This is a genomic window from Roseomonas sp. AR75, assembly GCF_005222815.1.
Lineage (GTDB): Bacteria > Pseudomonadota > Alphaproteobacteria > Acetobacterales > Acetobacteraceae > Falsiroseomonas.
In genome coordinates this window covers 583,281-607,831 of the sequence record NZ_STGB01000006.1, presented here as the reverse complement: position 1 = coordinate 607,831, position 24,551 = coordinate 583,281, and the positions used below count along the sequence as shown (strand labels likewise).

The 24,551-nt window shown below is 71.3% G+C and carries 23 protein-coding genes; 14 read left to right on the top strand and 9 right to left on the bottom strand.

Annotated features, from left to right (window positions below; all coding sequences use genetic code 11):
* Positions 1 to 35: 35 nt before the first annotated feature.
* The gene (locus tag E4T13_RS27455) at positions 36 to 1,484 is read right to left on the bottom strand and encodes a M17 family metallopeptidase (RefSeq protein WP_137181524.1); all 1,449 of its coding nucleotides are present in this window, start codon (positions 1,482 to 1,484) and stop codon (positions 36 to 38) included.
* A gap of 9 nt (positions 1,485 to 1,493) precedes the next feature.
* Positions 1,494 to 2,966 carry a leucyl aminopeptidase gene (locus tag E4T13_RS27450; protein WP_137181523.1) on the bottom strand — a complete coding sequence of 491 codons (1,473 nt, stop codon included), beginning with the start codon at positions 2,964 to 2,966 and terminating at the stop codon, positions 1,494 to 1,496.
* Between the two features lie 111 nt (positions 2,967 to 3,077).
* Here E4T13_RS27450 and cysQ point away from each other — a divergent pair, with 111 nt between their 5' ends.
* Both cysQ and E4T13_RS27440 read left to right on the top strand, forming a co-directional pair.
* A complete protein-coding gene (gene cysQ, locus E4T13_RS27445; RefSeq protein WP_137181522.1) occupies positions 3,078 to 3,839 on the top strand; it encodes a 3'(2'),5'-bisphosphate nucleotidase CysQ in 762 nt (253 codons plus the stop codon).
* Positions 3,836 to 4,810 (top strand): L-threonylcarbamoyladenylate synthase, encoded by a 975-nt coding sequence (locus tag E4T13_RS27440; RefSeq protein WP_137181521.1) that lies wholly within the window; start codon positions 3,836 to 3,838, stop codon positions 4,808 to 4,810. The genes cysQ and E4T13_RS27440 overlap by 4 nt, the downstream gene beginning before the upstream one ends.
* Before the next feature lie 19 nt (positions 4,811 to 4,829).
* Here the strand turns inward: E4T13_RS27440 and E4T13_RS27435 are convergent, their stop codons facing one another.
* Complete coding sequence (locus tag E4T13_RS27435; RefSeq protein ID WP_137181520.1) at positions 4,830 to 5,507, bottom strand: hypothetical protein; 678 nt, start codon at positions 5,505 to 5,507, stop codon at positions 4,830 to 4,832.
* A gap of 238 nt (positions 5,508 to 5,745) precedes the next feature.
* On the opposite strand from E4T13_RS27435, the gene E4T13_RS27430 reads away from it, so the two are divergent.
* From E4T13_RS27430 to E4T13_RS27380, 11 genes are all read left to right on the top strand, one after another.
* A complete protein-coding gene (locus E4T13_RS27430) occupies positions 5,746 to 6,795 on the top strand; it encodes an SGNH/GDSL hydrolase family protein (protein ID WP_170985286.1) in 1,050 nt (349 codons plus the stop codon).
* Between the two features lie 31 nt (positions 6,796 to 6,826).
* A complete protein-coding gene (locus tag E4T13_RS27425; protein ID WP_137181518.1) occupies positions 6,827 to 7,396 on the top strand; it encodes a chromate transporter in 570 nt (189 codons plus the stop codon).
* Positions 7,393 to 7,923, top strand: a complete 531-nt coding sequence (locus E4T13_RS27420) for a chromate transporter (protein WP_206030319.1) — start codon at positions 7,393 to 7,395, stop codon at positions 7,921 to 7,923. The genes E4T13_RS27425 and E4T13_RS27420 overlap by 4 nt, the downstream gene beginning before the upstream one ends.
* A gap of 10 nt (positions 7,924 to 7,933) precedes the next feature.
* Positions 7,934 to 9,361, top strand: coding sequence for an FAD-binding oxidoreductase (locus E4T13_RS27415; protein WP_137181517.1), 1,428 nt, complete (start codon positions 7,934 to 7,936; stop codon positions 9,359 to 9,361).
* Positions 9,362 to 9,389: 28 nt separating this feature from the next.
* Positions 9,390 to 10,520 (top strand): LPS export ABC transporter permease LptF, encoded by a 1,131-nt coding sequence (lptF, locus tag E4T13_RS27410; RefSeq protein WP_137181516.1) that lies wholly within the window; start codon positions 9,390 to 9,392, stop codon positions 10,518 to 10,520.
* Positions 10,521 to 10,530: 10 nt separating this feature from the next.
* Positions 10,531 to 11,655, top strand: a complete 1,125-nt coding sequence (gene lptG / locus E4T13_RS27405) for an LPS export ABC transporter permease LptG (RefSeq protein WP_137181515.1) — start codon at positions 10,531 to 10,533, stop codon at positions 11,653 to 11,655.
* 8 nt (positions 11,656 to 11,663) lie between these two features.
* Complete coding sequence (locus E4T13_RS27400; protein WP_137181514.1) at positions 11,664 to 13,850, top strand: LPS-assembly protein LptD; 2,187 nt, start codon at positions 11,664 to 11,666, stop codon at positions 13,848 to 13,850.
* 265 nt (positions 13,851 to 14,115) lie between these two features.
* Positions 14,116 to 15,399: a peptidylprolyl isomerase gene (locus tag E4T13_RS27395; RefSeq protein WP_137181513.1), complete on the top strand. Its 1,284-nt coding sequence runs from the start codon at positions 14,116 to 14,118 to the stop codon at positions 15,397 to 15,399.
* A gap of 136 nt (positions 15,400 to 15,535) precedes the next feature.
* The gene (gene rsmA / locus E4T13_RS27390) at positions 15,536 to 16,375 is read left to right on the top strand and encodes a 16S rRNA (adenine(1518)-N(6)/adenine(1519)-N(6))-dimethyltransferase RsmA (RefSeq protein ID WP_137181512.1); all 840 of its coding nucleotides are present in this window, start codon (positions 15,536 to 15,538) and stop codon (positions 16,373 to 16,375) included.
* A 61-nt stretch (positions 16,376 to 16,436) separates the two neighbouring features.
* Entirely contained in the window at positions 16,437 to 17,393 is a 957-nt protein-coding gene (locus tag E4T13_RS27385; RefSeq protein ID WP_137181511.1) for a D-2-hydroxyacid dehydrogenase, read from the top strand.
* A 166-nt stretch (positions 17,394 to 17,559) separates the two neighbouring features.
* Positions 17,560 to 19,239 (top strand): DUF6311 domain-containing protein, encoded by a 1,680-nt coding sequence (locus tag E4T13_RS27380; protein ID WP_137181510.1) that lies wholly within the window; start codon positions 17,560 to 17,562, stop codon positions 19,237 to 19,239.
* Here the strand turns inward: E4T13_RS27380 and E4T13_RS27375 are convergent.
* Both E4T13_RS27375 and E4T13_RS27370 read right to left on the bottom strand, forming a co-directional pair.
* Complete coding sequence (locus E4T13_RS27375) at positions 19,229 to 19,813, bottom strand: isochorismatase family protein (RefSeq protein ID WP_137181949.1); 585 nt, start codon at positions 19,811 to 19,813, stop codon at positions 19,229 to 19,231. The two genes, E4T13_RS27380 and E4T13_RS27375, sit on opposite strands and share 11 nt — an antisense overlap.
* A gap of 38 nt (positions 19,814 to 19,851) precedes the next feature.
* Positions 19,852 to 21,063, bottom strand: a complete 1,212-nt coding sequence (locus tag E4T13_RS27370; protein ID WP_137181509.1) for an NAD(P)/FAD-dependent oxidoreductase — start codon at positions 21,061 to 21,063, stop codon at positions 19,852 to 19,854.
* A gap of 77 nt (positions 21,064 to 21,140) precedes the next feature.
* On the opposite strand from E4T13_RS27370, the gene E4T13_RS27365 reads away from it, so the two are divergent.
* Entirely contained in the window at positions 21,141 to 21,953 is an 813-nt protein-coding gene (locus E4T13_RS27365) for a S49 family peptidase (protein WP_137181508.1), read from the top strand.
* 1 nt (position 21,954) lies between these two features.
* Here E4T13_RS27365 and E4T13_RS27360 read toward each other — a convergent pair whose 3' ends face one another.
* From E4T13_RS27360 to E4T13_RS27345, 4 genes are all read right to left on the bottom strand, one after another.
* Complete coding sequence (locus E4T13_RS27360) at positions 21,955 to 22,614, bottom strand: VIT1/CCC1 transporter family protein (protein WP_137181507.1); 660 nt, start codon at positions 22,612 to 22,614, stop codon at positions 21,955 to 21,957.
* Between the two features lie 66 nt (positions 22,615 to 22,680).
* Positions 22,681 to 22,956 (bottom strand): cupin domain-containing protein, encoded by a 276-nt coding sequence (locus E4T13_RS27355; protein WP_137181506.1) that lies wholly within the window; start codon positions 22,954 to 22,956, stop codon positions 22,681 to 22,683.
* A 14-nt stretch (positions 22,957 to 22,970) separates the two neighbouring features.
* Complete coding sequence (locus E4T13_RS27350; RefSeq protein ID WP_137181505.1) at positions 22,971 to 24,104, bottom strand: M20 family metallopeptidase; 1,134 nt, start codon at positions 24,102 to 24,104, stop codon at positions 22,971 to 22,973.
* On the bottom strand, positions 24,101 to 24,523 hold the full coding sequence (locus E4T13_RS27345) for a ketosteroid isomerase-related protein (protein ID WP_137181504.1): 423 nt from the start codon (positions 24,521 to 24,523) through the stop codon (positions 24,101 to 24,103). The genes E4T13_RS27350 and E4T13_RS27345 overlap by 4 nt, the downstream gene beginning before the upstream one ends.
* Positions 24,524 to 24,551 lie beyond the last annotated feature (28 nt).

The window sequence follows — 24,551 nt, the reverse complement described above, 5'->3', positions numbered from 1 at the left end:
AAGCCGGTCCGATATACACATCGCGACGCCGCGTCTCAAGGCGCCGCATGGTGGTCCTCTTCCTCGAACTGCGCCGCGACCAGCGCATCCAGCAGCCGCACGCCGAAGCCGGTCGGGCCGGCGGGGCCGAGCGGATGCGGCGCGTCCTGCGTGTCCACGCCGGCGATGTCGAGATGCGCCCAGGGCACGCCTTCGGCCACGAATTCGCGCAGGAAGGCGGCGGCGTGGCAGGCGTCGGGGATGAAGCGTGCCGCCCAGCCGCCCTCCCCGCGCGCCGACGGCATGCATTGCCGCAGGTCGGCGATGTCGGAAGCGAGGTCGGCGCGATGGCCCTCGCCGATCGGCATCGGCCACAGCGCCTCGCCCACCGCCTCCCCCGCCGCGGCGAGGGCGGACATCAGCGCCGCGTCGTTGCCGAAGAGCCCGGCGCGATGATGCCCCAGCGCGGACACGATGGCGCCGGTCAGCGTGGCGAGGTCCACCACCGCGCGCGGCCGGAAGCGGCTGGTGGCGTAGTGCAGCGCATCGGCCAGCACCAGGCGGCCTTCGGCGTCGGTGTCCACCACCTCCACCGTGCGGCCCGAGAGCATGCGCAACACGTCGGAGGGGCGGTAGCTCCGCGCATCCGTCGCGTTCTCCGCGATCGCCAGCACCGCGACGGCGGGTGCGGGACTGCGGCGCAGCGCGAGCGACAGCATCGCGCCCGCGCAGGCGGCCGCACCCGCCATGTCGGCGCGCATCGTCTCCATCCCCTGGGCCGGCTTGATGGAGATGCCGCCGGTGTCGAAGACGATGCCCTTGCCGACGAAGACCACCGGCGGCGCGGCGATGCTGCCGCGCCAGCGCAGCACCGCGAGTCGCGGCGGCGTGGAGCCGCCCGCGCCCACCGCGAGCAGCCCGCCGAAGCCCGCGCGCGTCAGCCGCTTGCGGCCGAGCACGTCCACATGGATGCCGTGCTCGGCCAGGCCTTCCAGGCGCTTCACGAAGCTCTTCGTCGTCAGGTGGTTCGCGGGCTCCGCGACGAGCTCGCGCGCGAAGAGGCAACCGCGCACCGCCGCACTCGTCGCTTCCCAACAGGCTTTCGCCGTGGCGACATCCTCGGTCAGCACGACCAGGCGCGCGAGGCGCGGCGCGACGTCGCGCGTGCGATGCGCATCGAAGCGCCAGGCGCGCAGCGCGGCGCCGGCGGCAAGCGCGCAGGTGGTCTCCACGGCGAGCCGTGTCGCATCCAGCAGAAGCTGTGGCGTCTCGTGCAACCGCGCGGCCGCGGCGGCGCCGGCGATCTCGGCCTCCTGGCGCGTGCCGGCGCCGAGGCCGAGCCAGATGCGCCGCGGCGCCGCCGCCGCTTCCAGCACCTGCCCCGCTTCCGCACGAAAGCCCTGCGCCGCCGCGACCGCTTCCATGCCCGCGGGCACGGCGGCAATGGGGCGCACGAGCGGCAGCGCCGGATCGGGCGAGGCGCGACGAAAGGAAACCTTCAGCATGGGAAGGGCTCAGCCCTCCTCCATCGTCTCCGCGACGAGGCGGTCCAGCAGCCGCACGCCGAAGGCCGTCGCGCCCTTCGGCACCGTCGCCGAATCCTTGCTGCTCCAGGCCGTGCCGGCGATGTCGAGATGCACCCAGGGCTTGCCGTTGGTGAAGCGCTGCAGGAACTGCGCCGCGGTGATGGAGCCGCCGGGACGCCCGCCGACATTCTTCATGTCGGCGATGTCGGACTTGATCTGCTTGTCGTAGGCATCGCCGAGCGGCATGCGCCAGCACTTCTCGCCCACCGAAGCGCCGGCCGCGATCACCTGCTGGGCCAGCGCCTCGTCGTTGCTGAACAGGCCCGCATGCTCATGGCCGAGCGCGATGATGATCGCGCCGGTCAGCGTGGCGAGGTCCACCATGCCGCGCGGATCGAAGCGCTCCTGGCAGTACCACATGACATCGGCGAGTACCAGGCGCCCTTCGGCATCGGTGTTGATCACCTCCACCGTCTGGCCCGAGGCGGTCTTCACCACGTCGCCCGGCCGCTGCGCGGTGCCGGAGGGCATGTTCTCGACGAGGCCCACCAGCCCGACCACATCGGCCTTCGCCTTGCGCCCGGCGATCGCGGCCATCGCGCCCACCACCGCGCCGGCACCGGCCATGTCCCACTTCATGTCCTCCATCCCGCCGGCGGGCTTGATGGAGATGCCGCCGGTGTCGAAGGTCACGCCCTTGCCGATCAGCGCCAGCGGCTTCTGCTTCCTGCCGCGCGGCGCGCCCTTCCACTGCATGACCACCATGCGCGCCTCATGCGCCGAGCCCTGCGCCACGCCGAGCATCGCGCCAAAGCCGAGCCTCTTCAGCTCCTTCGGCCCCATCACCTCGACCTCGACTCCGAGCCGCTCCAGTCCCTTGCAGCGTTCGGCGAATTCAACGGGGTGCAGCACGTTCGGCGGCTCGCTGACCAGTTCGCGCGCCAGGAAGACGCCGTCGGCGATGCCGCGCAGCGGGGCGAATTCGGACTTCGCCGCGGCGACATTCCCGGTCGCGATCGCGAGACGCTCGAGCTTGGGCTTGTCCTCCTCCTTCTCCTTCGTCCGGTAGCGGTCGAAGCGCCAGCCGCGCAGCAGCGCACCCAGGCCGAGATGCGCGGCCAACCTGGCGTCCAGCGCCTCGGCGGCCACGGTCGCCTCGCGCTCCTGCGCCAGCGCCGGCGCGATGGCGCCGCCGGCGGCTTCCGCGGCCTCGGCCGAGAGCTCCGCCGCCTTGCCCAGGCCGACCGCGACCACCCGGCTCCAGGGGCCGAGGGCGTAGAGCGTGGTCGCCTGGCCCTTGCGGCCCTTGAAGCCGGCGGCCTCCAGCGCGCGGGCGAGCAGGCCGCCGCTGGCCTCCTCGGCCTCGCGGGCCAGGCCGGCGGGCGGGTCGCCTTCGGTCATGCAGAGCACCAGCGCCCCGCTGCGGGGCAGGGCGGGCTTCACGAAGGCGATGTCTGGCATGCGCGGGCGATTCCGTTTCTTTCGTCTTGTCGCAGCCTATCACCGGGCGCGGCGGTCGGGGCAAGCGGGTGCGGCTTGGCGCCGCGTCCCCCGGCTTGTAAGGCGCCTGCCATGGATGACAGGGCCCTGCTCGAACTGGCGGCGGATCTCGCGCGCCGGGCCGCCGACGCCATCATGGCGGTGCGCGCCGGCGGCTTCGCGGTGGAACGCAAGCGCGACTTCTCGCCGGTCACCGCCGCCGACCGGATCGCCGAGGCGCTGATCGTGGAGGGGTTGCGGGAAGCCGCGCCGACGATCCCCGTGGTGGCGGAGGAGGAGGTGGAAGCCGGGCATGTCGCCGCGCGCGGGGACCGGTTCTGGCTGGTGGACCCGCTCGACGGCACGCGCGAATTCGCCGAGGGCACCGACAGCTTCGCCGTGTGCATCGGACTGGTGGCGGCGGGCCGCCCGCTGCTCGGCGCGGTGGCGCTGCCGGCGACCGGCGAGCTGTTCAGTGGCATCGTCGGCCTCGGCGCGTGGAAGGAAGCCGCCGGCGGACGCACGAACATCGCCGCGCGGCGCGAGCCGGCGGAGGGGCCGGTGGTGATGGCCAGCCGGCACTATGCGAAGGACGCCCGCATCGCCGACTTCGCCCGTGCCCGGCGCGCGCAGCGCATCGTGAACATCGGCTCGGCGGAGAAATTCTGCCGTCTGGCGGAAGGCAGCGCCGATCTCTACCCGCGCTTCGGCCCGACCATGGAATGGGACACCGCCGCCGCCGAGGCCGTGCTGCGCGCCGCGGGCGGCGACGTCGCGGAGTGGGACGGCACGCCGATGCGCTATGGCAAGCCCGGCTGGGCCAACCCGCCCTTCCTGGCGCGCGGCTTGGGATGACGCGCCTCATCACCGATCCCGCGGAAGCCGCCGCGCTGCTGCGCGCGGGCGAACTCGTCGCCTTCCCCACCGAGACGGTCTACGGCCTCGGCGCTGACGCCTTCGGCGGGCGCGCCGTCGCGGCGGTCTTCGCGGCCAAGGGCCGTCCCCACTTCAATCCCCTGATCTGTCATTTTCCTTCGGCTGCTGCGGCCTTCGATTCCGACGTGGTCGCGGACGACCGGGCGCGCGAGTTGGCACGCCTGTTCTGGCCCGGCCCTCTGACGCTGGTCCTGCCGCGGCGCGCGACAAGCCGGGTGGACCTGCTGGCCGGGGCGGGGCTGGACACGCTGGCGGTGCGGGTGCCCGCGCATCCCCTGGCGCTGGAGATGCTGCGGGCGGTCGGGCGACCGGTGGTCGGACCCTCCGCGAACCGCTCCGGCAGCGTCAGCCCGACCACGCCGGCGCATGTTCTCGAAAGCCTGGGCGGCCGAATCGCCGCTGTGCTGGATGGCGGGCCCTGTACCGTCGGGGTGGAAAGCACCGTGCTGGACATTTCGGCCGGCGGCGCGGTGCTGCTGCGGCCCGGCGGCGTGCCGGTGGAGGCGGTCGAGGCCGCCATCGGGCCGGTCGGCCGCCCCGTACCGCTGTCCGCCGCCGAGGCGACGCGGAGCCTGCGCAGCCCGGGGATGCTGCTGTCCCACTACGCGCCATCCCTGCCGGTGCGGCCGGACGCGACGGAGGTCGGCGCCGGGGAGGCGCTGCTCGCCTTCGGCCCGACGCCGCTGCACGGCGCCGGCGCGCTGTGGAACCTCTCGCCTGGCGGTGACACGCAGGAAGCGGCGGCGCGGCTCTTCGCCGGCTTGCGCTGGCTGGATGCGGAGGGGCAGCGCCTGGGACTGACGCGCATCGCCGCGATGCCGGTGCCGACAGCCGGGCTCGGCGCCGCGATCAACGACCGCCTGGCACGCGCGGCCGCGCCGCGTCGATAGATCGCAGGAAAAGGGGTTCTCAGAAGAGTTTATGGAAAATCTTCGGTTCTGCACGATGAAGGCGCCGCGCGAAGTCGTTTGCGTAGAACATATCTGGACTATTTCTAATAGCACGGACCTCCAGACGAAATGATGGGTCCGAAGAATCCGATTCAAAAAAAATCAGTCCGATTCCGAATAGTGAACAGAGGCTTTCGAGACGGTCGCGATCAGCATTTGGTATTGTCTCTGGCATCGCTAAATACACGCGGTGAGAAAAAAGCCGATAAGCACAGACCTGACCAAATGCTGTTATGGATTGGTAAGGATCTATCTTAAGCTCTACTGCCACGATCTCCAATGGAAAGGGCACAAAATCGCCTGTCTTTGGCTTCAATACGCCTACTACGTCAGGGGTGCCCCATTTATCCTTAAACCCTGCCCCGCCAAGCGGAAAAGCTTCTGTTACTTCATCCGCCTCGTCGCGCAACCAATTCGCTAGGGGCTCGTAGAAGCTTACCTCTGCGAGTTGTGACGCGTTGTTGTTCTTCCCGTGTCCCTTCGATACAACAGGCACGACTGTAGTCGGAAGCGCGGAGTTCTTCAGCACCCAAAGGCCCTTGGTTGGGACTTCGATTTCATCGCCCTTAACACGGAGGTCATGGATAGATCCACCGATCGTATTGATTGGCGTGTCCGGCGCTTCAGCATGGATCATTTTGACAAGCGTGCCATACCTGACCCCGTCCGGCGCTTCAGCAAGGAGCTCAAGAGCTCGCTTTTTGATATGTTGTGTACTTAGTTTCGCCATTCTTTCACGATGGCACTGTTTTGATATCCGATCAACGGCCGACTTACGGGCGCGGCCGTGCGCATGGGTTGTGCCCTCACCCGTTCGTGAGCTTGCCGAAATGGCCGGGCTGCGGGAACCTCCCTGCAACCAGGAGGAGAGAGTGATGATGCGCCGCTTCGTCCAGCGCGTGGTGATGCTTGGCCTGATCGCAGCCGCGCCGCTCGTCGCACGCCCGGCCGAGGCCGGCTATGCCGGCGTCTATGCCTTCGGCGACAGCCTGACGGATCGTGGCAACCTGTTCCTTGCCACCGCCGGCGCGGCGCCGGTCGCCCCCTATGCCGCGGGGCAGTTCACCAACGGCAACACCTGGACCGACCGGCTGTCCCAGCGTCTCGGCCTCGGATCGAGCGCGCCCTCCCTCGCGGGCGGCAACGTCTATGCCTATGGCCTCGCGCAGACCACCACAGCGACGCCGCCGCCGCCGCTGCCGCCGTCCTTCGGCACCTTCATCAACCTTCCCGGCCAGGTCGCCTCGTTCCTCGTCGCGACCGGCGGCGCTGCCCCCTCCAACGCGCTCTACGCCGTCTGGGCGGGGTCGAACGACATGCTGCAGACGCTGCTGGATGCCAGCGTGATCGCCGACCCCGTCGCACGCGCCATCTTCGTCAACAACGCCATCGCGACCTCCGTCTCTTCACTGCTCGGCCAGTTGCAGGCGCTCGAGGATGCCGGCGCACGCAATTTCCTGGTGCTGAACCTGCCCGATCTGGGCAAGACGCCGCGGCTGAACGGCGACCCGCTCTCCAGCGCCGCGGGCACCGGCATCGCGGCCGCGTTCAACACCGCGCTCGCGAGTGGCCTGGCGGCCTTCGATGCGCAGCAGGGCGTCCGGGTACTGGAGGTGGACACCTTCGACCTGATCAACCGCGCCGTGGCGAATCCCGGTGCCTTCGGCCTGACCAACGCGACGGATGCCTGCCTGGTGGGCGGCCCCGTCAACTACACCGTCACCAACCCTGCCAACCTGGTGTGCAGCCCCGGCCAGCAGGCCACCTCGCTGTTCTTCGACGACCTGCATCCCTCCGCGGCCGCCCATCTGCTGATCGCGGATACCGCTATGGCCGCGATCCCCGCGCCCGGCGCGGTGGGGCTGCTGCTGGTCGGGATGGCCGGCCTGATGGTGGCGCGCCGCCGTCCCGCCGCGGGGGCTTGATCGCGCGGGCGGCAGGCGCTCCGTTCGGCGCATGCCGCCCGATCCAGCGCCGCGTCCCAGCCTCGCAAAGCTGTTCCTCACCTATCTCCGCATCGGCCTGATCGGCTTCGGCGGGGTCAATGCCTGGGCCCGCCGGGTGATCGTGGAAGAGGAGCGCTGGCTGTCCGAGCAGGACTATGCCGAGGTGCTCGGCTTGGCCCAGGCGCTGCCCGGCCCGAATGCGCTGAATGTCGCGATCCAGCTCGGCGAGCGCTGGCACGGGGCGCGCGGGGCGGTGCTGGCCTCGCTCGGCCTGTTCGGCGGGCCGATGGCCGTGCTGGTGCTGATGGCCTGGGCGCATGACCGCTGGGGCGACCTGCCGCTGGTGCGGGCGGTGCTGGCCGGCACCGCGGCGGCGGCGGCTGGGATGGTGATCGGCACCGCGCTCAAGATGGTGCAGAATCTGCGCCCCGCCCTGCCGGTCCTGGGTGTGGGCATCGCCGCGCTGCTCGGCGCGGCGGTGCTCCGGCTGCCCTTGCCGGTGATCGTGCTGGGCCTGGCGCCCTTCGGCATCGCCGCCGCCTGGTGGACCGACCGCCTGCCCGCGAAGCCGGCGCGGTGAGCGGCACGACCGAGATCCTCTGGCAACTTGCCTGGGGGTTCATGTCCATCTCGCTGATCGCGGTCGGCGGCGGCATCGCCGTGGTGCCGGAGATGCACCGCATGGTGGTGGAGGTGCATGGCTGGATGGACGATGCGCGCTTCGCCCAGCTCTTCGCGCTGGCGCAGGCGGCACCGGGGCCGAACGTGCTGGTGGTGGGGCTGATCGGCTGGCAGGTCGCGGGCCTCACCGGGATGCTGGTGGCGACGGCGGGGATGACGGTGCCGGCGGGGTTCCTGGCCTACGGCTTCTCCCGCCTGCGGACGCGGCTGCGCGGCAATGCGAAGCTGCGCCTGGTGGAGCGCGGACTGGTGCCGATTGCGGTCGGGCTGATCCTGGCCGCCGGCATCCTGCTGGGCGTCACCGCCGCGACAGGTTGGGTGGCGGTGGCGCTGACCATCGGCTCCACCCTGTTCGTCTGGCGCAGCGACCGCAGCCCGCTCTGGGTGCTCGGCGCCGGGGCGGTGGCGGGCGCGCTTTTGCTGTAGAAGGGGCGCCATGCCCGACTCGCTGCCGCCCGCCCGCCTGCTCGACGAACTGGACAAGATCCTCGGCCCGCGCGGCCTGCTGACCGACGCCGCGGACATCGCGCCGCACCTGTCGGACTGGCGCGCGCTGTACCGCGGCGCCGCCTTCGCCGTCGCCCGCCCCGCCTCCACCGAGGAGGTCGCCGCGGTGGTGCGTCTCTGCGCCGCCACGGGCACGCCGATCACGCCCCAGGGCGGCAACACCTCCATGGTCGGCGGCGCCACGCCGGACGGGAGCGGCCGGCACCTGGTGCTCTCCCTTGCTCGGATGAACCGCATCCGCGCGCTCGATGCGCTCGACATGACGATGACGGCAGAGGCGGGCGTGGTGCTGAAGACCGCGCAGGAGAAGGCGGCAGAGGCCGGCGCCCTGTTCCCGCTCAGCCTGGGCGCGGAGGGCACGGCGACGATCGGCGGCGTGCTCTCCACCAATGCCGGCGGCAACACCACCGTGCGCTACGGCAATGCGCGCGAGCTGATGCTGGGGCTGGAGGCCGTGCTGCCCGACGGCAGCATCTGGAACGGGCTGCGGCGGCTGCGCAAGGACAACACCGGCTATGCGCTGCGCCACCTGCTGGTGGGCGCGGAAGGCACGCTCGGGATCGTCACCGCGGCCGTGCTGCGGCTGTTCCCCCGCGCGCGCGACACCGCGCTGGCCTTCTGCGCGGTGCGGGACGAGGACGCTGCGCTGGCGCTGTTCCGGCGCTTCCGTGATCGCGACGAGAGCGCGGTGCGCGCCTTCGAATACATGTCCGGCACTGGCGTTGACTTCTGCGTGAGGCACATCGAGGGCGTGGTCCTGCCGCTGGCCGAGCGCGCCGACCACTATGTGCTGGTGGACCTCGCATCCTCCCGCCCCGATGCCGGGCTGCGCGCCATGGCCGAATCGGTCCTGGCAGAGGCGCTGGAGGCCGGCGAGGTGCTGGATGCCGCCCTCCCCGAATCGGAGGCGCAGGCCCAGAGGATCTGGCGCATCCGGGAAGAGCATCCGGAGGCGCAGAAGCGCGAGGGCGCGAGCGTGAAGAACGACGTCTCCGTGCCCGTCTCGACCGTGCCGGAGATGATCCGCCGCTGCTGCGCGGCGCTGGTGGAGCTGATCCCGGGCAGCCGGCCGGTGCCCTTCGGCCATATCGGCGACGGCAACATCCACATGAATCTGGAACAGCCGCCGGGCATGGACCCCGCCGCCTTCCTGGCGCGCAGCCACGACATCATGGATTGCGTGAACGCGGTGGTCCGCGACCTCGGCGGCTCCTTCAGCGCGGAACACGGCATCGGCCGGCTCAAGACCGACATGATGGCGGATTGGCGCGGCGGGGCGGAACTCGCGGCGATGCAGGCCATCAAGGCCGCGCTCGACCCGCGCGGGATCATGAACCCGGGGAAGGTGCTGCCCTGACCGCCCCCGGGGTGGTAGGGAGGGGCGGATGACCCGGATCGACCGCTACATCTTCCGCCAGCTCGCCGGCGGCCTGCTGGCCGTGACGGCGGGCCTGGCGGCGCTGGTCTGGCTGACGCAATCGTTGCGCTTCATCGAGCTGGTGCTGGACCGCGGCCTGTCGCTCGGCGTCTTCATCGAGCTGACCAGCCTCATGCTCCCGGGCTTCGTCGCGGTGATCCTGCCCATCACCACCTTCGTCGTCGTGCTGTTCGTCTATGTCCGGATGAACAGCGACCGCGAACTTGTCGTCATGCGCGCGGCGGGGCTCTCGCCCATGCGCCTGGCGCGCCCGGCGATCACGCTGGCGGCGATCTCGGTCGCCATCGGCTACCTGCTCAACATGTGGCTCGTGCCGCTGTCGCACGGCGCCTTCCGCATGTGGCAGTTCGAGATCCGCAACCAGATGGCGGCGATCCTGCTGCAGGAAGGCGTCTTCTCCTCCGTCGGCAACGACCTGACGGTCTATGCCCGCGCGCGGGAGCGCGACGGCACGCTTCGCGGCATCCTGGTGCACGACCAGCGCGAGCCGGGCGCGCCGGTGACCATCATCGCCGAGCAGGGCCGGATCACCACCACGCCGCAAGGCCCGCGCGTGCTGCTGATCAACGGCGTGCGCGAGCAGATGGAGCAGCGCCCCAACGGCCAGCCGCCGCGGCTGAACGCGCTGTCCTTCGCCGAGAACAGCGTGGACCTGGCCCGCGCCACACGGCAGGAGGAGGTGCGCGCCCGCGATTCGCGGGAACGCAGCATCCCCGAGCTGCTCGACCCCGATCCGGAGGAGGGGCTGCGTCCCCGCGATGTCGCGCGCTTCTACGGGGAGGCGCATCAGCGCATGTCGGCCCCGCTCACCGCGCTGTCCTATGCGCTGGTGGCGCTCGCCGTGGCGCTCACCGGGCAGTTCCGCCGGCATGGCGGCGGCTTGCGGCTGGCGGCCGGCATCGGCATCACCGTCGCGCTGCTGGCGGTCGGGCTGACCATCGGCAACCTTGCGACGCGCGAGAACAGCTTCGTCTGGCTCGTCTGGGTGCATGCCATCGCGCCGGGCGTGATCGCGCTGTGGTGGATGATCGGCGCGCCGGGGCTGCCGCGGCAGCGTGCGCGAACGGCGGCGGCGTGATCGCGGGCCGATGACCTTCACGCCGACCCTCACGCTCTATGTCGCGCGCGGCTTCCTCGCCGCGACGATCATCATGCTGGCCGCGCTGACCGGCCTGGTCGCGCTGTTCGACTTCATCGAGCTGCTGCGCCGCGCGGCGACGCGGCCCAATGTCGGCTTCGACATCCCCGCCACCATCGCCGCGCTGCGCCTGCCCTTCGTCGCGCTGCAGATCCTGCCCTTCGCCATCCTGCTGGGCGGCATCGTCGCCTTCTGGCGGCTGACGCGTTCCTCCGAGCTGATCGTGGCGCGCGCGGCGGGCGTCTCGGCGTGGGGCTTCCTCACCGGGCCGGCGCTGGTGGCGCTGCTGCTCGGCGCGATCGCGGTCACCGGGATCTCGCCGCTGTCCTCGATGATGCTGGCGCGCGCGGAACGCATGGACCAGACCTTCCTGCGCACAGGCGGCGGCATGTCGTCGCTGGCGGGGGGGCGGCTCTGGCTGCGCCAGGGCGACCGGGAGCTCGATCCGCAGGGTGTCGCGATCCTCACCGGCCGGCCCGCCGCGGCAAGGCCGGGCACCGGCCGCGGGCCCTTCGAACTGCAGGGCGTGACGGTATGGCGCCTTTCGGCCGGAGACCGGCCGCTGGCCCGGATCGAGGCGCCGACCGCGCATCTCGCGCCCGGCCGCTGGGTGCTGGAGAATGCGGTGACCTTCGGCGAGGACCGGCGCCCGAGCGCACCGGCCACGATCGAACTGCCGACCGAGCTGACCGCCAACCGGATCGAGGACAGCTTCGCCTCGCCGGAGACGCTGAGCTTCTGGTCGCTGCCCGACTTCATCGCCGTGCTGGAGGAGGCGGGCTTCTCCGCCGTGCGGCATCGCATCCAGTTCCAGTCGCTGCTGTCCATGCCGATCCTGGCCCTGTCCATGGCGCTGCTCGCCGCCGGCTTCTCGATGCGGCACAACCGCCGCGGCGGCGTGGCGCAGATGATCGCCGGCGGCGTCGCGGCGGGCTTCGCGCTGTTCGTGGTGGATCGCATCAGCAACGAATTCGGCGAGGCCGGGTCGCTGCCGGTGCCGCTGGCTGCCTGGGCGCCGACCGTGGCGGGGCTGTTGCTGGCGCTGGCCCTGCTCCTGCATCTGGAAGACGGCTGATGAGGGCGATGCGACGCGGCCTTTTCCTGCTCGGCCTGCTGCCCTTGCTGGCACCGGAACCGGTGCGCGCCCAGCTCGGCATTCCTGGGCTGGAGGGCCGTGGCGCCGCCTCCGACGAACCGGTGACCTTCACCGCGGAGGAGGTCGAGTTCGACCAGAACAGCGACACGGTCACCGCCCGCGGCCGGGTGGAAGCCTGGCAGGGCGACCGCGTCCTGCGCGCCGACCAGTTCACCTACAACCGCACCACCGGCGTCGCGACCGCCAGCGGGAACGTCGTGCTGATCGAGCCCGACGGGCAGATCCTGTTCGCGGACCGTGCCGAGCTTTCCGGCGGCATGCGCGACGCGGTGCTGGAAGGGATCCGCGGCCTGCTGGCGGGCAATGCGCGCGTCGCCGCGGCCGGCGCACGGCGCACCGGCGGCGACATCACCGACCTCGCCCGCGTGGTCTATTCGCCCTGCAACCTCTGCCCCGAGGATCCGGACCGTCCGCCGCTGTGGCAATTGCGCGCCGGCATCGCCAGCCTGCATTCGCAGGAGCAGCGCGTGCGCTACCGCGACGCCTCGCTCGAGCTGTTCGGGCTGCCGATGTTCTATGCGCCCTATTTCAGCCATGCCGCGCCCGGCGCGCCGCGCATCAGCGGGTTCCTGTCGCCCACCTTCGGCATCACCCAGGTGCTCGGGGGCTTCTACGAGCAGCCCTATTACTGGGTGATCGACGACAGCTCCGACGCGACGATCCGCGCGACGCTGTCCACCGAACAGGTCGGCGGCTTGGCCCTGGCCTATCGTCGCCGCTTCAATACGGGCGTGATCGCGCTGGACGGCTCGTTCGGCAACCTGACCGGCAGCGATCTCGACGAGCAGGGGATGGGCTGGAACTTCTTCTCGCAGGGCGCCTTCTCGCTGGACGAGAACTGGCGCACCGGCTTCGCGCTGAACCGCGCCTCCTCGGCGGATTACCTGCGCGCCTATCGCTACGGCTCGCCGCAGACCCTCACCTCCAACGCCTTCCTCGAAGGCTTCTGGGGCACGCAGGGCTATGTTCGCGGGGATTCCCGCCTCTACCAGAGCCTGCTGCAGACCAACACCACCGGCCAGACCCCGCTGGTGCTGCCCTATGGCTATGCCGAATGGCTGTTCGAGCGTGACCGGCTCGGCGGCCAGTTCCGCGTGGATGCGCAGGGCTATTCGATCTTCCGGTCGGAGGGCACGAATTCGCGCCGCGTCGGGACGCGCGCGGAATACGAATTGCCGCTGGTCGGCCATGCCGGCGAGATCTGGACGATCCGCGGCCGCGCAGACCTTCTGGCCGGCTATGTGCAGGACCTGCAGGAGGCGCCGTTCTTCGGCCCGCCGGGTCAGGGCGGCAACTGGACCATGGGCAATGTCCGCGGCGCGGTGGACCTGCGCTATCCGCTCGCACGCTCCGCCGGCCAATGGGGGTCCCAGATCATCGAGCCGCGGGTGCAGTTCGTCACCGGCCCGCAGACCGGCACGCAGACCAACATCCCGGCCGAGGACAGCCTCGACCTGGAATTCACCGACGCCACCCTGTTCGAGCTGAACCGCTATCCCGGCCGCGACCGGCAGGAAGGCGGCACGCGCGTGGACGCGGCGCTGCGCGGCGCCTGGCTGTTCCCGAATGGCGGCCAGCTTGAAGGCCTTGTCGGGCGAAGCTTCCGCACCAGCGACGATCCCCTGTTCCCGCCCGGATCGGGGCTGGAGAATCAGCGCTCCGACTACGTCGCGCGCGCCCGCCTGGCGCCGGTGCCGTGGTTCGAGATGCTGGGCCGCAGCCGCTATTCCGCCGAAACCGGCCAGCAGGAGCTGTGGGACATCACGGGCACGGTCTTCGCCGGCAATTTCTCGCTCAGCGGCGGCTTCCTCGGCACCCAGGAGGCGCCGAACGGCTCATACCCTAAGCGCAACGAGATCAGCGCGGGCGGCTTCCTTCGCATCAACGAGAACTGGCGGGTCGGCGCCTTCGGCCGCTACGACCGCTTCCGCGACGAGCCCGTGGCGGCGCAGGGCATCCTGACCTACGAGGATGAGTGCCTGATCTTCGAGACGCGGCTGATCCGCCGCTGGATCCAGAACCCATCGACCCTGCAGGACGACCCGACCGGGACCATGCTGCTGTTCCGGGTGACGCTGAAGACCATCGGCGATTTCGGGATCAGGGCGCTTTGACGGGCGAGCGCAGGGACAGCCTTCCCTCGGCGCAGGGCCGCGCTCAGGGCCCTCCCGCCGCATCCGGATGCGGCGGGGCGCTCCCAGAGCAGATCGCGTTCGGATGGGATCATCTGAGCGCGTGAAGGTGCTCTGAAAACAAGAGGCTAGCAAACTCCGAAGTGAGCGCGAGCGAACGCAGCATGCTCTCTGGCGTTGTGTTTGTTCGCATTTTCGGGGTCGCCAGGCGATTCCGCTTGGCTTGAAAATATTCTAGGAAGTCCGGATGCGCCCCATCGCCCGCGCCCTGCTCCTCTGCCTGGCCCTGGCGGCCGTGCCGCTCGGTGCGCCCGTGCCCGCCCTGGCACAGACCAACCGCATCGTCGCGGTCGTCAATGGCGACATCGTCACCACCGCCGATGTGGATGGTCGCCGCCGGCTCTTCGCCATCAATGCCGGCCTGCCCGTCTCCGCGCAGGTGCTCGATCGCCTGACGCCGCAGGTGACCCGCCTGCTGGTGGACGAGAAGCTGCGTTTCCAGGAGGTGCAGCGCCGCCGGGTGCCGGTGTCGGATGTGGACGTGGCGAGCGCGATCGCGGAACTGGAGAGGCGGAACAGCCTGCCCGCCGGCGGGCTGGTGGCGCAGCTTCGCCGCTCCGGGGTGGAGCCGCGGGTGCTGTTCGACCAGATCCGCGTGCAGATCGGCTGGACCAGGCTGATCCGTGCGCTGCTGGGCCCCCAGGCGCAGCCCAGCGAGGCGGAGATCAACGAGTTCATCGCGGCGCAGAAGGCGCGCGAGGGGCAGCCGGAATTCCTGATCTCGGAGATCTTCATCCCCGTGGACGACCCCGCGGAGGAGCCCGGGGTTCGCCGCTTCGTGGATGACGTGGTCGGCCAGCTTCGCGCCGGCGTGCCCTTCCCGCTGGCGGCGACGCAGTTCAGCCAGGCGCAGACGGCGCTGCAGGGTGGCGACCTCGGCTGGCAGGGCCAGGAAGCGATGGACCCCGCCGTGGCGGCCATCGTCACGCAGATGCCGCCCGGCGCCATCAGCAGCCCGATCCGGGTGCCCGGCGGCTTCCAGATCGTCGCGCTGCGCCAGCGCCGCCTGGTCGGGCGGGACGACGCGACGATCCTGAGCATGCGCCAGGTGTTCTTCCCCTTCGACTCGGCCTTGAACCCGGACGCGCCCACCCCGCAGCAGGTGCAGCAGCTTGAACGCGCGCAGGCGCTCGCAGGCGCGGCCCGCAGCTGCGAGGCGATGGAAGCCGCCGCCCGCACCTCCGGCAGCGACAGGCCGGCCGATCCAGGGGTGGTGCGGCAGGAACAACTCACCCCGCCGCCGCTGCGCCAGTTGATCTCAGGCCTGGCGGTCGGCCGGGCGAGCCAGCCGATCATCGCGCCGGACGGTATCGCCGTGATCATGGTCTGCTCGCGCGAGGTGCGGAACGAAGCCGAGATCACGCCGGACATGGCGCGCGGCGTGATCGTGCGCGAGCGCGCCGAACTGCTGGCTCGCCAGCTCCAGCGCGACCTGCGCCGCCGCGCGCAGATCGAGATGAGGAATACGTGATTCTGGGCCCTCAGGCGCCGGGCGCACGTCGTGCCGAAGGCACGCCTCCGGCGTGGCGCACTGATGCGCCCGTGGCACAGGCGGTCTGGGCGCGGCTGGCCTGCGGCCGTTCGGGCCGCTCCGCGGTCCGCCTGATCTGAGCGCGCCAGCAACGCCCGCGCTGCCCTCGCTGCGCGAGACCATCGCGCGGCACGGGCTGGAAGCGCGCAAGTCGCTCGGCCAGCACTTCCTGCTCGATCCCGCCCTCTGCGCCCGCATCGCCTCCGCCGCCGGGCCGATGGAGGGGCGGCAGGTGTTGGAGGTCGGACCAGGGCCCGGCGGGCTCACCCGCGCGCTGCTGGACACGGCCGCCGAGAAGGTGGTCGCGGTGGAACTGGATCGCCGCGCCGTCGCGGCGCTGGCGGAGCTCGGTGCCGCCTATCCAGGGCGCCTGCAGGTGATCGAAGGCGATGCGCTCAGGCTCGACCCGGTCGTGCTGCTGGCGCCGCCGCGCAAGGTCGTCGCCAACCTGCCTTACAACGTCGGCACGCCGCTGCTGGTGGGCTGGCTGCGCCGGGCCGCGGCGCTGGAATCCATGACGCTGATGTTTCAGCAGGAAGTCGCCGAGCGCATCACCGCGGCGCCGGACACGGAGGCCTATGGACGGCTCGGCGTGCTGGCGCAGTGGCGTTGCCGATGCACCCTGCTGCTGAGCCTGCCGCCGGGCGCCTTCTCCCCCCCGCCGAAGGTGTGGTCCGCCGTGGTGGGTTTCGTGCCGTATGAGCAGGACCCCGGCCCGGCGCTGTTCGCCGCGATGGAGCGCCTGACCGCGGCCGCCTTCGGCCAGCGGCGCAAGATGCTGCGCGGTGCGCTGAAGTCGCTGGGCGATGCGGACGAGCTGCTGTCGGCCGCGGGGATCGCCGGCGACCGCCGCGCGGAAACGCTGAGCATCGCCGAGTTCGACCGGCTGGCCCGGGTGCTGCTGACCCGCGGCTGACCTTGTGCCGGTGCTGGGCGGGCGGTTACCTGCCAGCCGACGCAACCCGAACGGACAGACCATGCAGGACAAGCCGACGCTCCTCTTCGCCCATGTCGCCTACCGCTTCGCGGAACGCTACGCCGCCCGCGGCGGCGCGCTGCCGGTGATCGAGGTGCGCAGCCTGGAGGAGCTGGAGGCGAAGCTGCCGGAGGCCGATGTGCTGCTGGTCTCCGGCCTCTGGCGCAACAGCTTCGCCAGGCCCGGCGGTCGCCTGAAGCTGATCCAGTCCATCAGCGCCGGCGTGGACCAGTACGACCGCAAGGCGCTGGCCGAGGCCGGCATCCGCCTGGCCTCCGCGCAGGGCGCCAATGCCAATGCGGTGTCGGAGCACGCGATGGCGCTGATCCTGGCCATGGCGCGCCGCATCCCCGAAGCCTGCGCGAACCAGGGGAAGAAGCATTGGCGCGGCATGATCGGCGACCTGACGCAGCGCGAGGACGAGCTTGGCGGCAAGACGCTGCTGGTCGTCGGGATCGGTCGCATAGGCGGGCGGCTGGCGCGTCTGGCCAAGGCCTTCGACATGAAGGTGGTCGGCCTGCGCCGCGACCCCGCCAACGGCGCGGAGGGCGCCGACGAGATCCACCCGATGTCCGCGCTGAAGGCGATGCTGCCGCGCGCCGACATCGTCGCGCTGACCTGCGCCCTGACCGACGAGACGCGCGGGCTGATGGACGAGGCCGCCTTCGCCGCGATGAAGCCTGGCGCGACGCTGGTGAATGTCGCGCGCGGCCGTGTCTGCGACGAGGCCGCGCTGATCGCGGCGCTGCGCTCCGGCCGCATCGGCCAGGCCGCGCTGGACGTGACGGCGGAGGAGCCCCTGCCGGCCGAAAGCCCGCTCTGGACGCTTCCGAACGTGCTGGTCACGCCGCACACCGGCGGCGAAACGCGCCGCTACGAGGACAATGTGCTCGACCTCATGGAGGAGAACCTGGCGCGGCTCGGCCGCGGCGAGGCGCTGAAGAACCAGGTCGTCTGATCCGAGACAGGCCCTGCGCTTCACATGAAAGAAACGCAATATTGACGTAATCTTGTAGCATACGCACGCATGAGGGGGCGTTCGTCCGGACCTTGACGGTCTTGCGCTCCCTCCTGGATCGAAGACCGCGGTCCGGCGTTCGCACCCCGGCAGGAGCGGTGCGGCGATGCGAACAGGCGACAGGCTGGGTGGGCTTGCGGCAACGGCGCTCGGCATCGCCGTCATCGCCTTCACCTATGGCTGGCACATCCTGCCGCCGTCCCACACCGGATGGATGCTGACCGGCACGATCGGTCCCGATCCGGTGCAGTACTGGCTCGGCTGGACCTACTTCGCGCGCAGCCCCTGGACGATGCCGCCGGGGCTGAACCGGGATTGGGGCATCGAGATCGGATCCTCCATCTTCTATTCCGATTCCATCCCGCTGCTGGCCTTCCTGTTCAAGGCGCTGCGGCCGGTGGTGGAGGTGACGCAGTACTGGGGCCTGTGGATCTTTGCCTGCGGCGCGCTGCAGACGTTCCTGGCCTGGCGGCTGATCGGGCTCGCCACATCGCATCCGCTGCCGCGCCTGGCCGGTGCCGCGCTGTTCGCGCTCTCCCCCATGATGCTGAACCGGCTGGGCGGGCATTTCGCGCTGGGGGCGCATTTCCTGATCCTGGCCGGGCTGTACCTGGCGCTGACCCGCGCGGCGCCGGGCTGGCGGCTGCTGCAATGGGCGGGGCTGATCCTCGCGGCGTCGCTGATCCATGCCTACCTGCTGCCGATGGTCGCCGCGCTGTGGGCCGGCGACTGGCTGGCCCGCGCGGTGGATCGAACCCGCCGCAGCGCCTGGCTGGCACCGGAGGCGGTGCTGGCGCCGGGCGCCGGCCTTCTCGGCCTGTGGCTCGCCGGCTTCTTCGCGCTCGGCGCCGGCTTCGGCGGCACCTGGGGCGGCTATGGCGAGATGCAGCTGGACCTTCTGGCGCCCTTCGACGCGGAGATCTGGAGCCGGTTCCTGCCGGACCTCCCCGGCCCGGACCATTGGGAGGTTGGGCATTCCTATCTCGGCCTCGGCGTCCTGTTGACGCTGCTGCTTGGCGCCATCGGCTATGCGCGGCGGCCTTTCCCCTGGCTGCGCGCCCGCTGGCCGCTCCTGCTGGTGCTGCTCGGGCTGCTGGCGATCGCGATCAGCCATCGCGTCTCGGTCGGCGGGCGCGTGCTGGAACTGGCTGCGCTGCCGCCTGCGCTTCTCGACGCCGCCGATGCGCTGCGCGCCAGCGAACGATTCCTCTGGCCCTTCGCCTATGCCCTGCTGCTGGCGGCCATCGTCGCCCTGCTGCGCGGCTTCGGCGCCGCGCGTGCGGGCGCGATGCTGGCGGTGCTGGCGCTGGTGCAGTTCGCCGATCTGCAGCCCGGCTTCGCGCGTCTGGCGCGCTACTTCCCCGAAGGCCCCGCCGTCGCGCCGCTGCGCCTGCAGGATGCCTTCTGGACCGAGGCCGCGCGCCACTATGATCGCGTGCGCCTGGCGCCGACAGGCATGCAGGCCCGGCACTGGGAGGAGATCGCGGTCTTCGCGGCCACGCGCGGCCTGCCGACGGATGCGGTGTATCTCGCGCGTCTCGATCCGCGCCGGGTGGAGGCTCTGAACGCCGCCGTCGCGGCCGCGCTCGCCACGGGACGGCACGAGCCCGGCACCTTCTACGCCCTGGGCACGGAGGAGGCGCTGGCGGCGGCGCGGCAGGGGATGGATCCCGGGCGCGACCTGCTCGCGCGATTCGACGGGATCTGGGTGCTTGCGCCGGATTGGCGCGCGGCGCCGGCCATCGTGCTGGCGCCGCAGGCGGCGCCAGCACCAATCATCCGCTGACGGCGGCCTCGATCTCCGCCCGCGTCATCAGGTCCGCATATTTCTGGCCCATGTCGAAAAGGTTCGCCTCATGCGGGCCGAGCGCGCGGTCGCCGACGCAGTCGGTGGCGACGATGGTGCGGAAATTGTGCTGCATGGCGTCCACCACGGTGGCGCGCACGCAGCCCGACGTGGTGCAGCCCGTGACGACCACGGTGTCCGCGCGCTGCTGGGTCAGCCACATCGCAAGGTTGGTGGCGAAGAAGCCCGACGCGCCCTGCTTGCGCACGATATGCTCGCCCTTCGCAGGCGTAAGTTCCGGCACGATCTGCGACAGCTTGCTGTGCTCCGTGAGCTTCAGCAGCGAGGGCGCCTTGCGCGTGAAGACCCCGGCATCCGCGCCGTCATCGGCATAGACCACGCGGGTATGCGCGACGGGCCAACCATGCCGCCGCGCGAAGGCGAGCAGCTTCACCGTCTGCGCGATGGCCGGGCCGATATTGCCGCCGCCGAAATGCTCGGGATCGGCGAAGCCGTTCACGAAATCCACGATGACCAGCGCGGGCCGCTCGCCCATGCCGGCGCGCTGGCCCATGCCCTGGCGGTGGTAGATATCGGCCTCCGGATGACCGCTCACGCCACATCCTCCAGGTCGCGCAGCGACTGGATCATCGAGCTGCGCAGCAGATAGGCGCGGTGCTTCTCGGGATCCGCGACGATGCCGCGCAGCTCGTCGTGATAGGCCTTGCGCACGGCGGGGTCGCGCTGGTTCAGCAGCTGGCGGTTCCGCAGCGCCTGCTGCTGCACGACATCCAGCGCCACCTTCCGGCGCTGGCGCGAATAGCGCTCCATCACCGCCAGCTCCGCCTCGCCGCGCCACACGGCCGAGAGCTTCTGCGCCAGGTTGAAGGCGTCGTGCACGCCGCCATTCATGCCCATCCCGCCGAGCGGGTTGTTGATATGCGCCGCATCGCCCGCCAGGAAGACGCGGCCCTTCACGTAGCTGTCCGCCACGCGCTCATGCACGCGATACGCGGTGCGATGGCGCACCTCATAGCGCTGCGGGTTCGGCCACACGCCCTGCATGCGTTCCTCGATCCGCGCGGGCGCCAGCATGCGGGATTCATCCGCCGCTTCCTCGGGCGCGGTCGGCAGCAGCACGCGCCACAGCCCCGCCGCCTGCAGCAGCACGTACCATTCCTCGGGGTCGGAGATGTAGGCGATGTTCGCCAGCTGCGGGATGTGGTCCTCGAAGCGGAAGGTGGTGGAGAGCGTCAGATAGGTCTCAGGGATCGTCATCCCTTCGAAGCCGATGCCGAGCGACCGCCGCACCGCGCTGCGCGCGCCATCCGCGCCGACCAGATACGCGCCGCGAAGCTGTTCCGCGCTGCCGTCCGGGCGCTCGATCGTCAGCGTCACGCCGTCCGCATCCTGCGCGACCTCGGTCGCCTTCGCGTCGTAGAGGAATTCCACGTCGGGCGAGTCCGAAAGGATGTCGCGCAGCATGCGCGTCAGGCGCCACTGCTCGCACTGCAGCCGGTAGGGATGCGCGGTGTCATCCTTCAGCCGGGCCATCTCGAAGGTGGCGATGGGCCCCGTCGCGCGGTCGCGGAACTGCCAGGTTGGACAGATCAGCCCCTGCGCGATCAGCCGGTCCACCACGCCAGGGAAGCGGCCGAGCATATCGAGCGTCGGCGGGTGGAAGGTGGAGGCGCGCAAATCGTCCGGCAGGTCGCGTTCCTGCTCCACGATGGCGACCGGGATGCCCTCCCCGGCCAGATACGCGGCCGCCACCAGCCCCGCGGGGCCGGCGCCGGCGACGATGACGCGACGCGCCTTGTCCATGCAGTCCCTCCGTCGCCGCAGCTATGCCGCAGCGCGCGGCGCTTGCCCAGGCGGCCGGCGCGCGCATCTATGGGGCGATGAAGCTTCCCTTCCTGTCACGCCAGCCGCGGGTGGCGCTGCTGCGCCTCTCCGGCCTGATCGCCGCCCGCAGCGGCGGCTTCGCCCCTTCCGGCATCTCGGCCCAGTCCATGGCGCCGCTGATCGAGCGCGCCTTCGCGCTCAAGCGCCTGGCGGGCGTGGTGCTGGTGGTGAATTCGCCGGGCGGGTCGCCGGTGCAGTCCTCGCTCGTCGCGCAGCGCATCCGGCGGCTGGCGGAGGAGAAGAAGGTGCCGGTGATCGCCTGCGTCGAGGACGCTGCCGCCTCCGGCGGCTACTGGCTGGCCTGCGCGGCGGATGAGATCGTGGTGGACCCTGCCAGCGTGGTCGGCTCCATCGGCGTGATCAGCGCCAGCTTCGGCCTGTCCGATGCGCTGTCGCGCCTCGGCGTCGAGCGGCGGATGCACACGGCGGGCACGGAGAAGAGCTTTCTCGACCCCTTCCGCCCGGAGCGTCCTGAGGATGTCGAACGCCTGCACGGTCTGCTTGGCGAACTGCACGAGGTCTTCAAGGATTGGATCCGCACCCGCCGCGCCGGCAAGCTGAAGGCGCCGGAGGAGGAACTGTTCACCGGCCGCTTCTGGACAGGCCGCCAGGCAGTGGCGCTGGGCCTCGCCGACCGGCTGGGCGAAGCCTCTTCCGAGGTGAAGGCGCGCTTCGGGGAGAAGGCGCAGGTGGTCAGCATCGGCCAGCGCCGCCCGCCCTGGTTCATGCGCCTGCTACCGGGCCTGTCCGCCGAAGCGCTGGCAGCCGCGGCGGAGGAACGCGCCGCCTGGGCGCGGCTCGGCCTGTAGCTCAGGCCACCAGCCGGCCGATCGCCACGCCGGCGGCGGCCGCGGCGGCGGCCACCAGCAGCGTCTCCGCCGTGGCGCGCGCGATGCCGCGCTGCCCCACCAGGCCGCGGCCGACGCCGAGCGCGACCAGCAGCACCGCGGTGACCGCGACCGAGACGATGCGCGCCTGCTCCAGCGGCAGGAAGGCGAAGGGCAGCACCGGCACGGCCCCGGCGAACAGATCGGCGGCGAACATCCAGGCGGCGTGCGACACCGGGCTGGCGGCGGGTGGCGTGGCGGGGGCGACCTCCGTGCGGATGGCAGCCAGCGCGCCGGGCGTGGTCGCCAGCGCCCGGCGCAGTGCCTCGGCCTGGGCGGGCGGGACGCCGGTGGCGACCAGACGCGCGGCAATGCGTCCGGCGCTCGCATCCGCCGCGGCGGCGGGCTGCGGGCGCGCTGCATCGGCCTCGGTCTTCGCGTCCAGATAGGCGCCGGCCATCATCGAGACCGCGGCGGCAGCCGCGCCGGTGGCGCCCGCCAGCAGCACCGCCTGGCTGTCCGGTGCGCTGAGCGCCATGCCGAAGACCAGCCCGAAGATCGAGACGGTGCCGTCCTCCATGCCGAAGACGACGTCGCCGACCGAGGCGCGGAAGGAGGCTTTCAGACGGGCGAGCGGGGCCATGCGGGACTCCGTTGCAATGCTGCCAGGGACGCAGGGCCAGGGCAGCCTTGCGCCGCCGTCCAAGCCTCAATCCCTGGCGCGGCGCCCCACCAGATACGTCGCGCCCTCCGGCCCGCAGGCCTCGGCATGCGGGGTGTTCGCGGCCAGTTCGAAGCTCTCGCCCGGCCCGTAGCGGCGGGTCTCGCCCTGGCAGGTCAGGATGAACGCGCCGTCCAGGATCAGCAGGCGGGCGTCGAAGGGGTGGGTGTGCTCGGGCGCCGCCTGGCCGGCCTCCATGCGCCGGTCGAGCGGGCCGGCGAAGCCGTCGCGGGCGAGACCCGCCTCCCAGGACGCGCGATCCATCGGGGTCTCCTCCATCACAGCCCGGCCACGCCGGGACCCAGCGTCTCGAACAGCCTTGCCAGCATCCGGGTGCGCGGCACCAGGCAGGCGAGCTCGATGTATTCCTCGCGGGTATGCGGGCCGCCGCCGATGGCGCCGAGCCCGTCCAGCGTCGGCACGCCGAGCGCGCCGGTGAAGTTGCCGTCGCTGCCCCCGCCCGCGACGCGCTCCCCCGCCGAGGGCAGGCCGGTCTCCGCCGCCAACGCGGCGGCGTGGTCGTAGAGCGCCCGGATCGCCGGCGTCTTCCCGTAGGGAGGGCGGCCCAACCCTTCCGTCACCTCGGTGCGGATGTCGGGATCGTGCCGGGACACGGCATGGACTGCCGCGCGCAGTTCCGCCGCCTCGGTCGCCGTCGGCACCAGCGCGTAGCAGATGGCGCGGCATTCGGCCGGGACCATGTTCTCATGCGTGCCGCCCTGCACCAGGCCGATATTCACGCAGAAATTCCGCGCATGGTCGGTCAGCGCCTCAAGCGCCAGGATGTGATGCGCCATCTCCCGCACGGCGCTGCGGCCTTCCGCGTGATAGGCGCCGGCATGGGCCGGGCGACCGAGCGTGCGCAGATGCCAGCGCGCGATTCCGTGCCGGGCGACCGTGAACTTCCCTCCCTCGCCTGAAGGCTCGACCACCAGCGCCGCGCGGTGCCGCCGGGCTTCCGCCTCGATGGCGGCGCGGGAGGTCGGGCTGCCCACCTCCTCGTCCGGGATCATCATGACGCTCACCGGCAGGCGTGGGCGGCGGCCTTGCGCATGCAGGTGGCGCAGCGCCTCCAGCGCCATCGCGTTGCCGCCCTTCATGTCGTAGATGCCCGGGCCATGGGCGCGCTCGCCCTCCACCCGGAAGCCGAAGCTGCCGCGCTGATGGACGGTGTCCATGTGGCCGAGCAGCAGCAGGCCCGGCCCGGGCTCGTCACCCGGCACGCGCCCGACCAGGATGTCGCCGAAGCCGTCGCGACCGGGCGTGCGCTCGATGGTCGCACTCATGCCTCGCAGCAGCCCCTCCGCATGGTCCGCCACGCGGTTGACGCCCGCGGCGTCGTTGGTGGGACTTTCGATCTCGACCCAGGCGCGAACGGCCGCCAGCAGCGCTTCGGCGGTCGGCGCCGTCACGCCGAGACCTGCGCAATCCAATCCTGCAGATTGTAGTAGGTCGTCACGCGCGTGATCTTCCCCTCCGCGATGGCCAGGAAGGCGCCGGCCGGCAGGCGATAGGCCTGGCCGCGAGCCTCCGGCAGGCCGGGCTCGCTGCGTAGATACTTGCCGACGACCACGAACTCCGCCGCGGCGCGGGTGCCTGTGGCATCCGCCATGACCACGATGTCCTCCAGTCGTTCCTCGTACGCCGCGTCCATCTGGGCCATGAAGGCGCGGAAGGCGGCAAGGCCGGTGCGGCGCCCGCCCTGGTTGACGTCATGCGCCACATCCTCGGCCAGAAGGGCGCACATCGCCGCGCGATCCCCGGCATTGAAGGCGGCGTAATAGCCGCCGACCAGCGCCTCGGCGGCGGCGCGCGGTGTCGTTTCGGTCATCGGATGCTCCCCGCGCAGTTGGCCCAAG

Coding starts and splice junctions, on each gene's coding strand:
- E4T13_RS27455 (WP_137181524.1), bottom strand. CDS start 1,484: ATGCTGAAGGTTTCCTTTCGTCGCGCCTCGCCCGATCCGGCGCTGCCG.
- E4T13_RS27450 (WP_137181523.1), bottom strand. CDS start 2,966: ATGCCAGACATCGCCTTCGTGAAGCCCGCCCTGCCCCGCAGCGGGGCG.
- cysQ (WP_137181522.1), top strand. CDS start 3,078: ATGGATGACAGGGCCCTGCTCGAACTGGCGGCGGATCTCGCGCGCCGG.
- E4T13_RS27440 (WP_137181521.1), top strand. CDS start 3,836: ATGACGCGCCTCATCACCGATCCCGCGGAAGCCGCCGCGCTGCTGCGC.
- E4T13_RS27435 (WP_137181520.1), bottom strand. CDS start 5,507: ATGATCCATGCTGAAGCGCCGGACACGCCAATCAATACGATCGGTGGA.
- E4T13_RS27430 (WP_170985286.1), top strand. CDS start 5,746: ATGATGCGCCGCTTCGTCCAGCGCGTGGTGATGCTTGGCCTGATCGCA.
- E4T13_RS27425 (WP_137181518.1), top strand. CDS start 6,827: ATGCCGCCCGATCCAGCGCCGCGTCCCAGCCTCGCAAAGCTGTTCCTC.
- E4T13_RS27415 (WP_137181517.1), top strand. CDS start 7,934: ATGCCCGACTCGCTGCCGCCCGCCCGCCTGCTCGACGAACTGGACAAG.
- lptF (WP_137181516.1), top strand. CDS start 9,390: ATGACCCGGATCGACCGCTACATCTTCCGCCAGCTCGCCGGCGGCCTG.
- lptG (WP_137181515.1), top strand. CDS start 10,531: ATGACCTTCACGCCGACCCTCACGCTCTATGTCGCGCGCGGCTTCCTC.
- E4T13_RS27400 (WP_137181514.1), top strand. CDS start 11,664: ATGCGACGCGGCCTTTTCCTGCTCGGCCTGCTGCCCTTGCTGGCACCG.
- E4T13_RS27395 (WP_137181513.1), top strand. CDS start 14,116: ATGCGCCCCATCGCCCGCGCCCTGCTCCTCTGCCTGGCCCTGGCGGCC.
- E4T13_RS27385 (WP_137181511.1), top strand. CDS start 16,437: ATGCAGGACAAGCCGACGCTCCTCTTCGCCCATGTCGCCTACCGCTTC.
- E4T13_RS27380 (WP_137181510.1), top strand. CDS start 17,560: ATGCGAACAGGCGACAGGCTGGGTGGGCTTGCGGCAACGGCGCTCGGC.
- E4T13_RS27375 (WP_137181949.1), bottom strand. CDS start 19,813: ATGGGCCAGCGCGCCGGCATGGGCGAGCGGCCCGCGCTGGTCATCGTG.
- E4T13_RS27370 (WP_137181509.1), bottom strand. CDS start 21,063: ATGGACAAGGCGCGTCGCGTCATCGTCGCCGGCGCCGGCCCCGCGGGG.
- E4T13_RS27365 (WP_137181508.1), top strand. CDS start 21,141: ATGAAGCTTCCCTTCCTGTCACGCCAGCCGCGGGTGGCGCTGCTGCGC.
- E4T13_RS27360 (WP_137181507.1), bottom strand. CDS start 22,614: ATGGCCCCGCTCGCCCGTCTGAAAGCCTCCTTCCGCGCCTCGGTCGGC.
- E4T13_RS27355 (WP_137181506.1), bottom strand. CDS start 22,956: ATGGATCGCGCGTCCTGGGAGGCGGGTCTCGCCCGCGACGGCTTCGCC.
- E4T13_RS27345 (WP_137181504.1), bottom strand. CDS start 24,523: ATGACCGAAACGACACCGCGCGCCGCCGCCGAGGCGCTGGTCGGCGGC.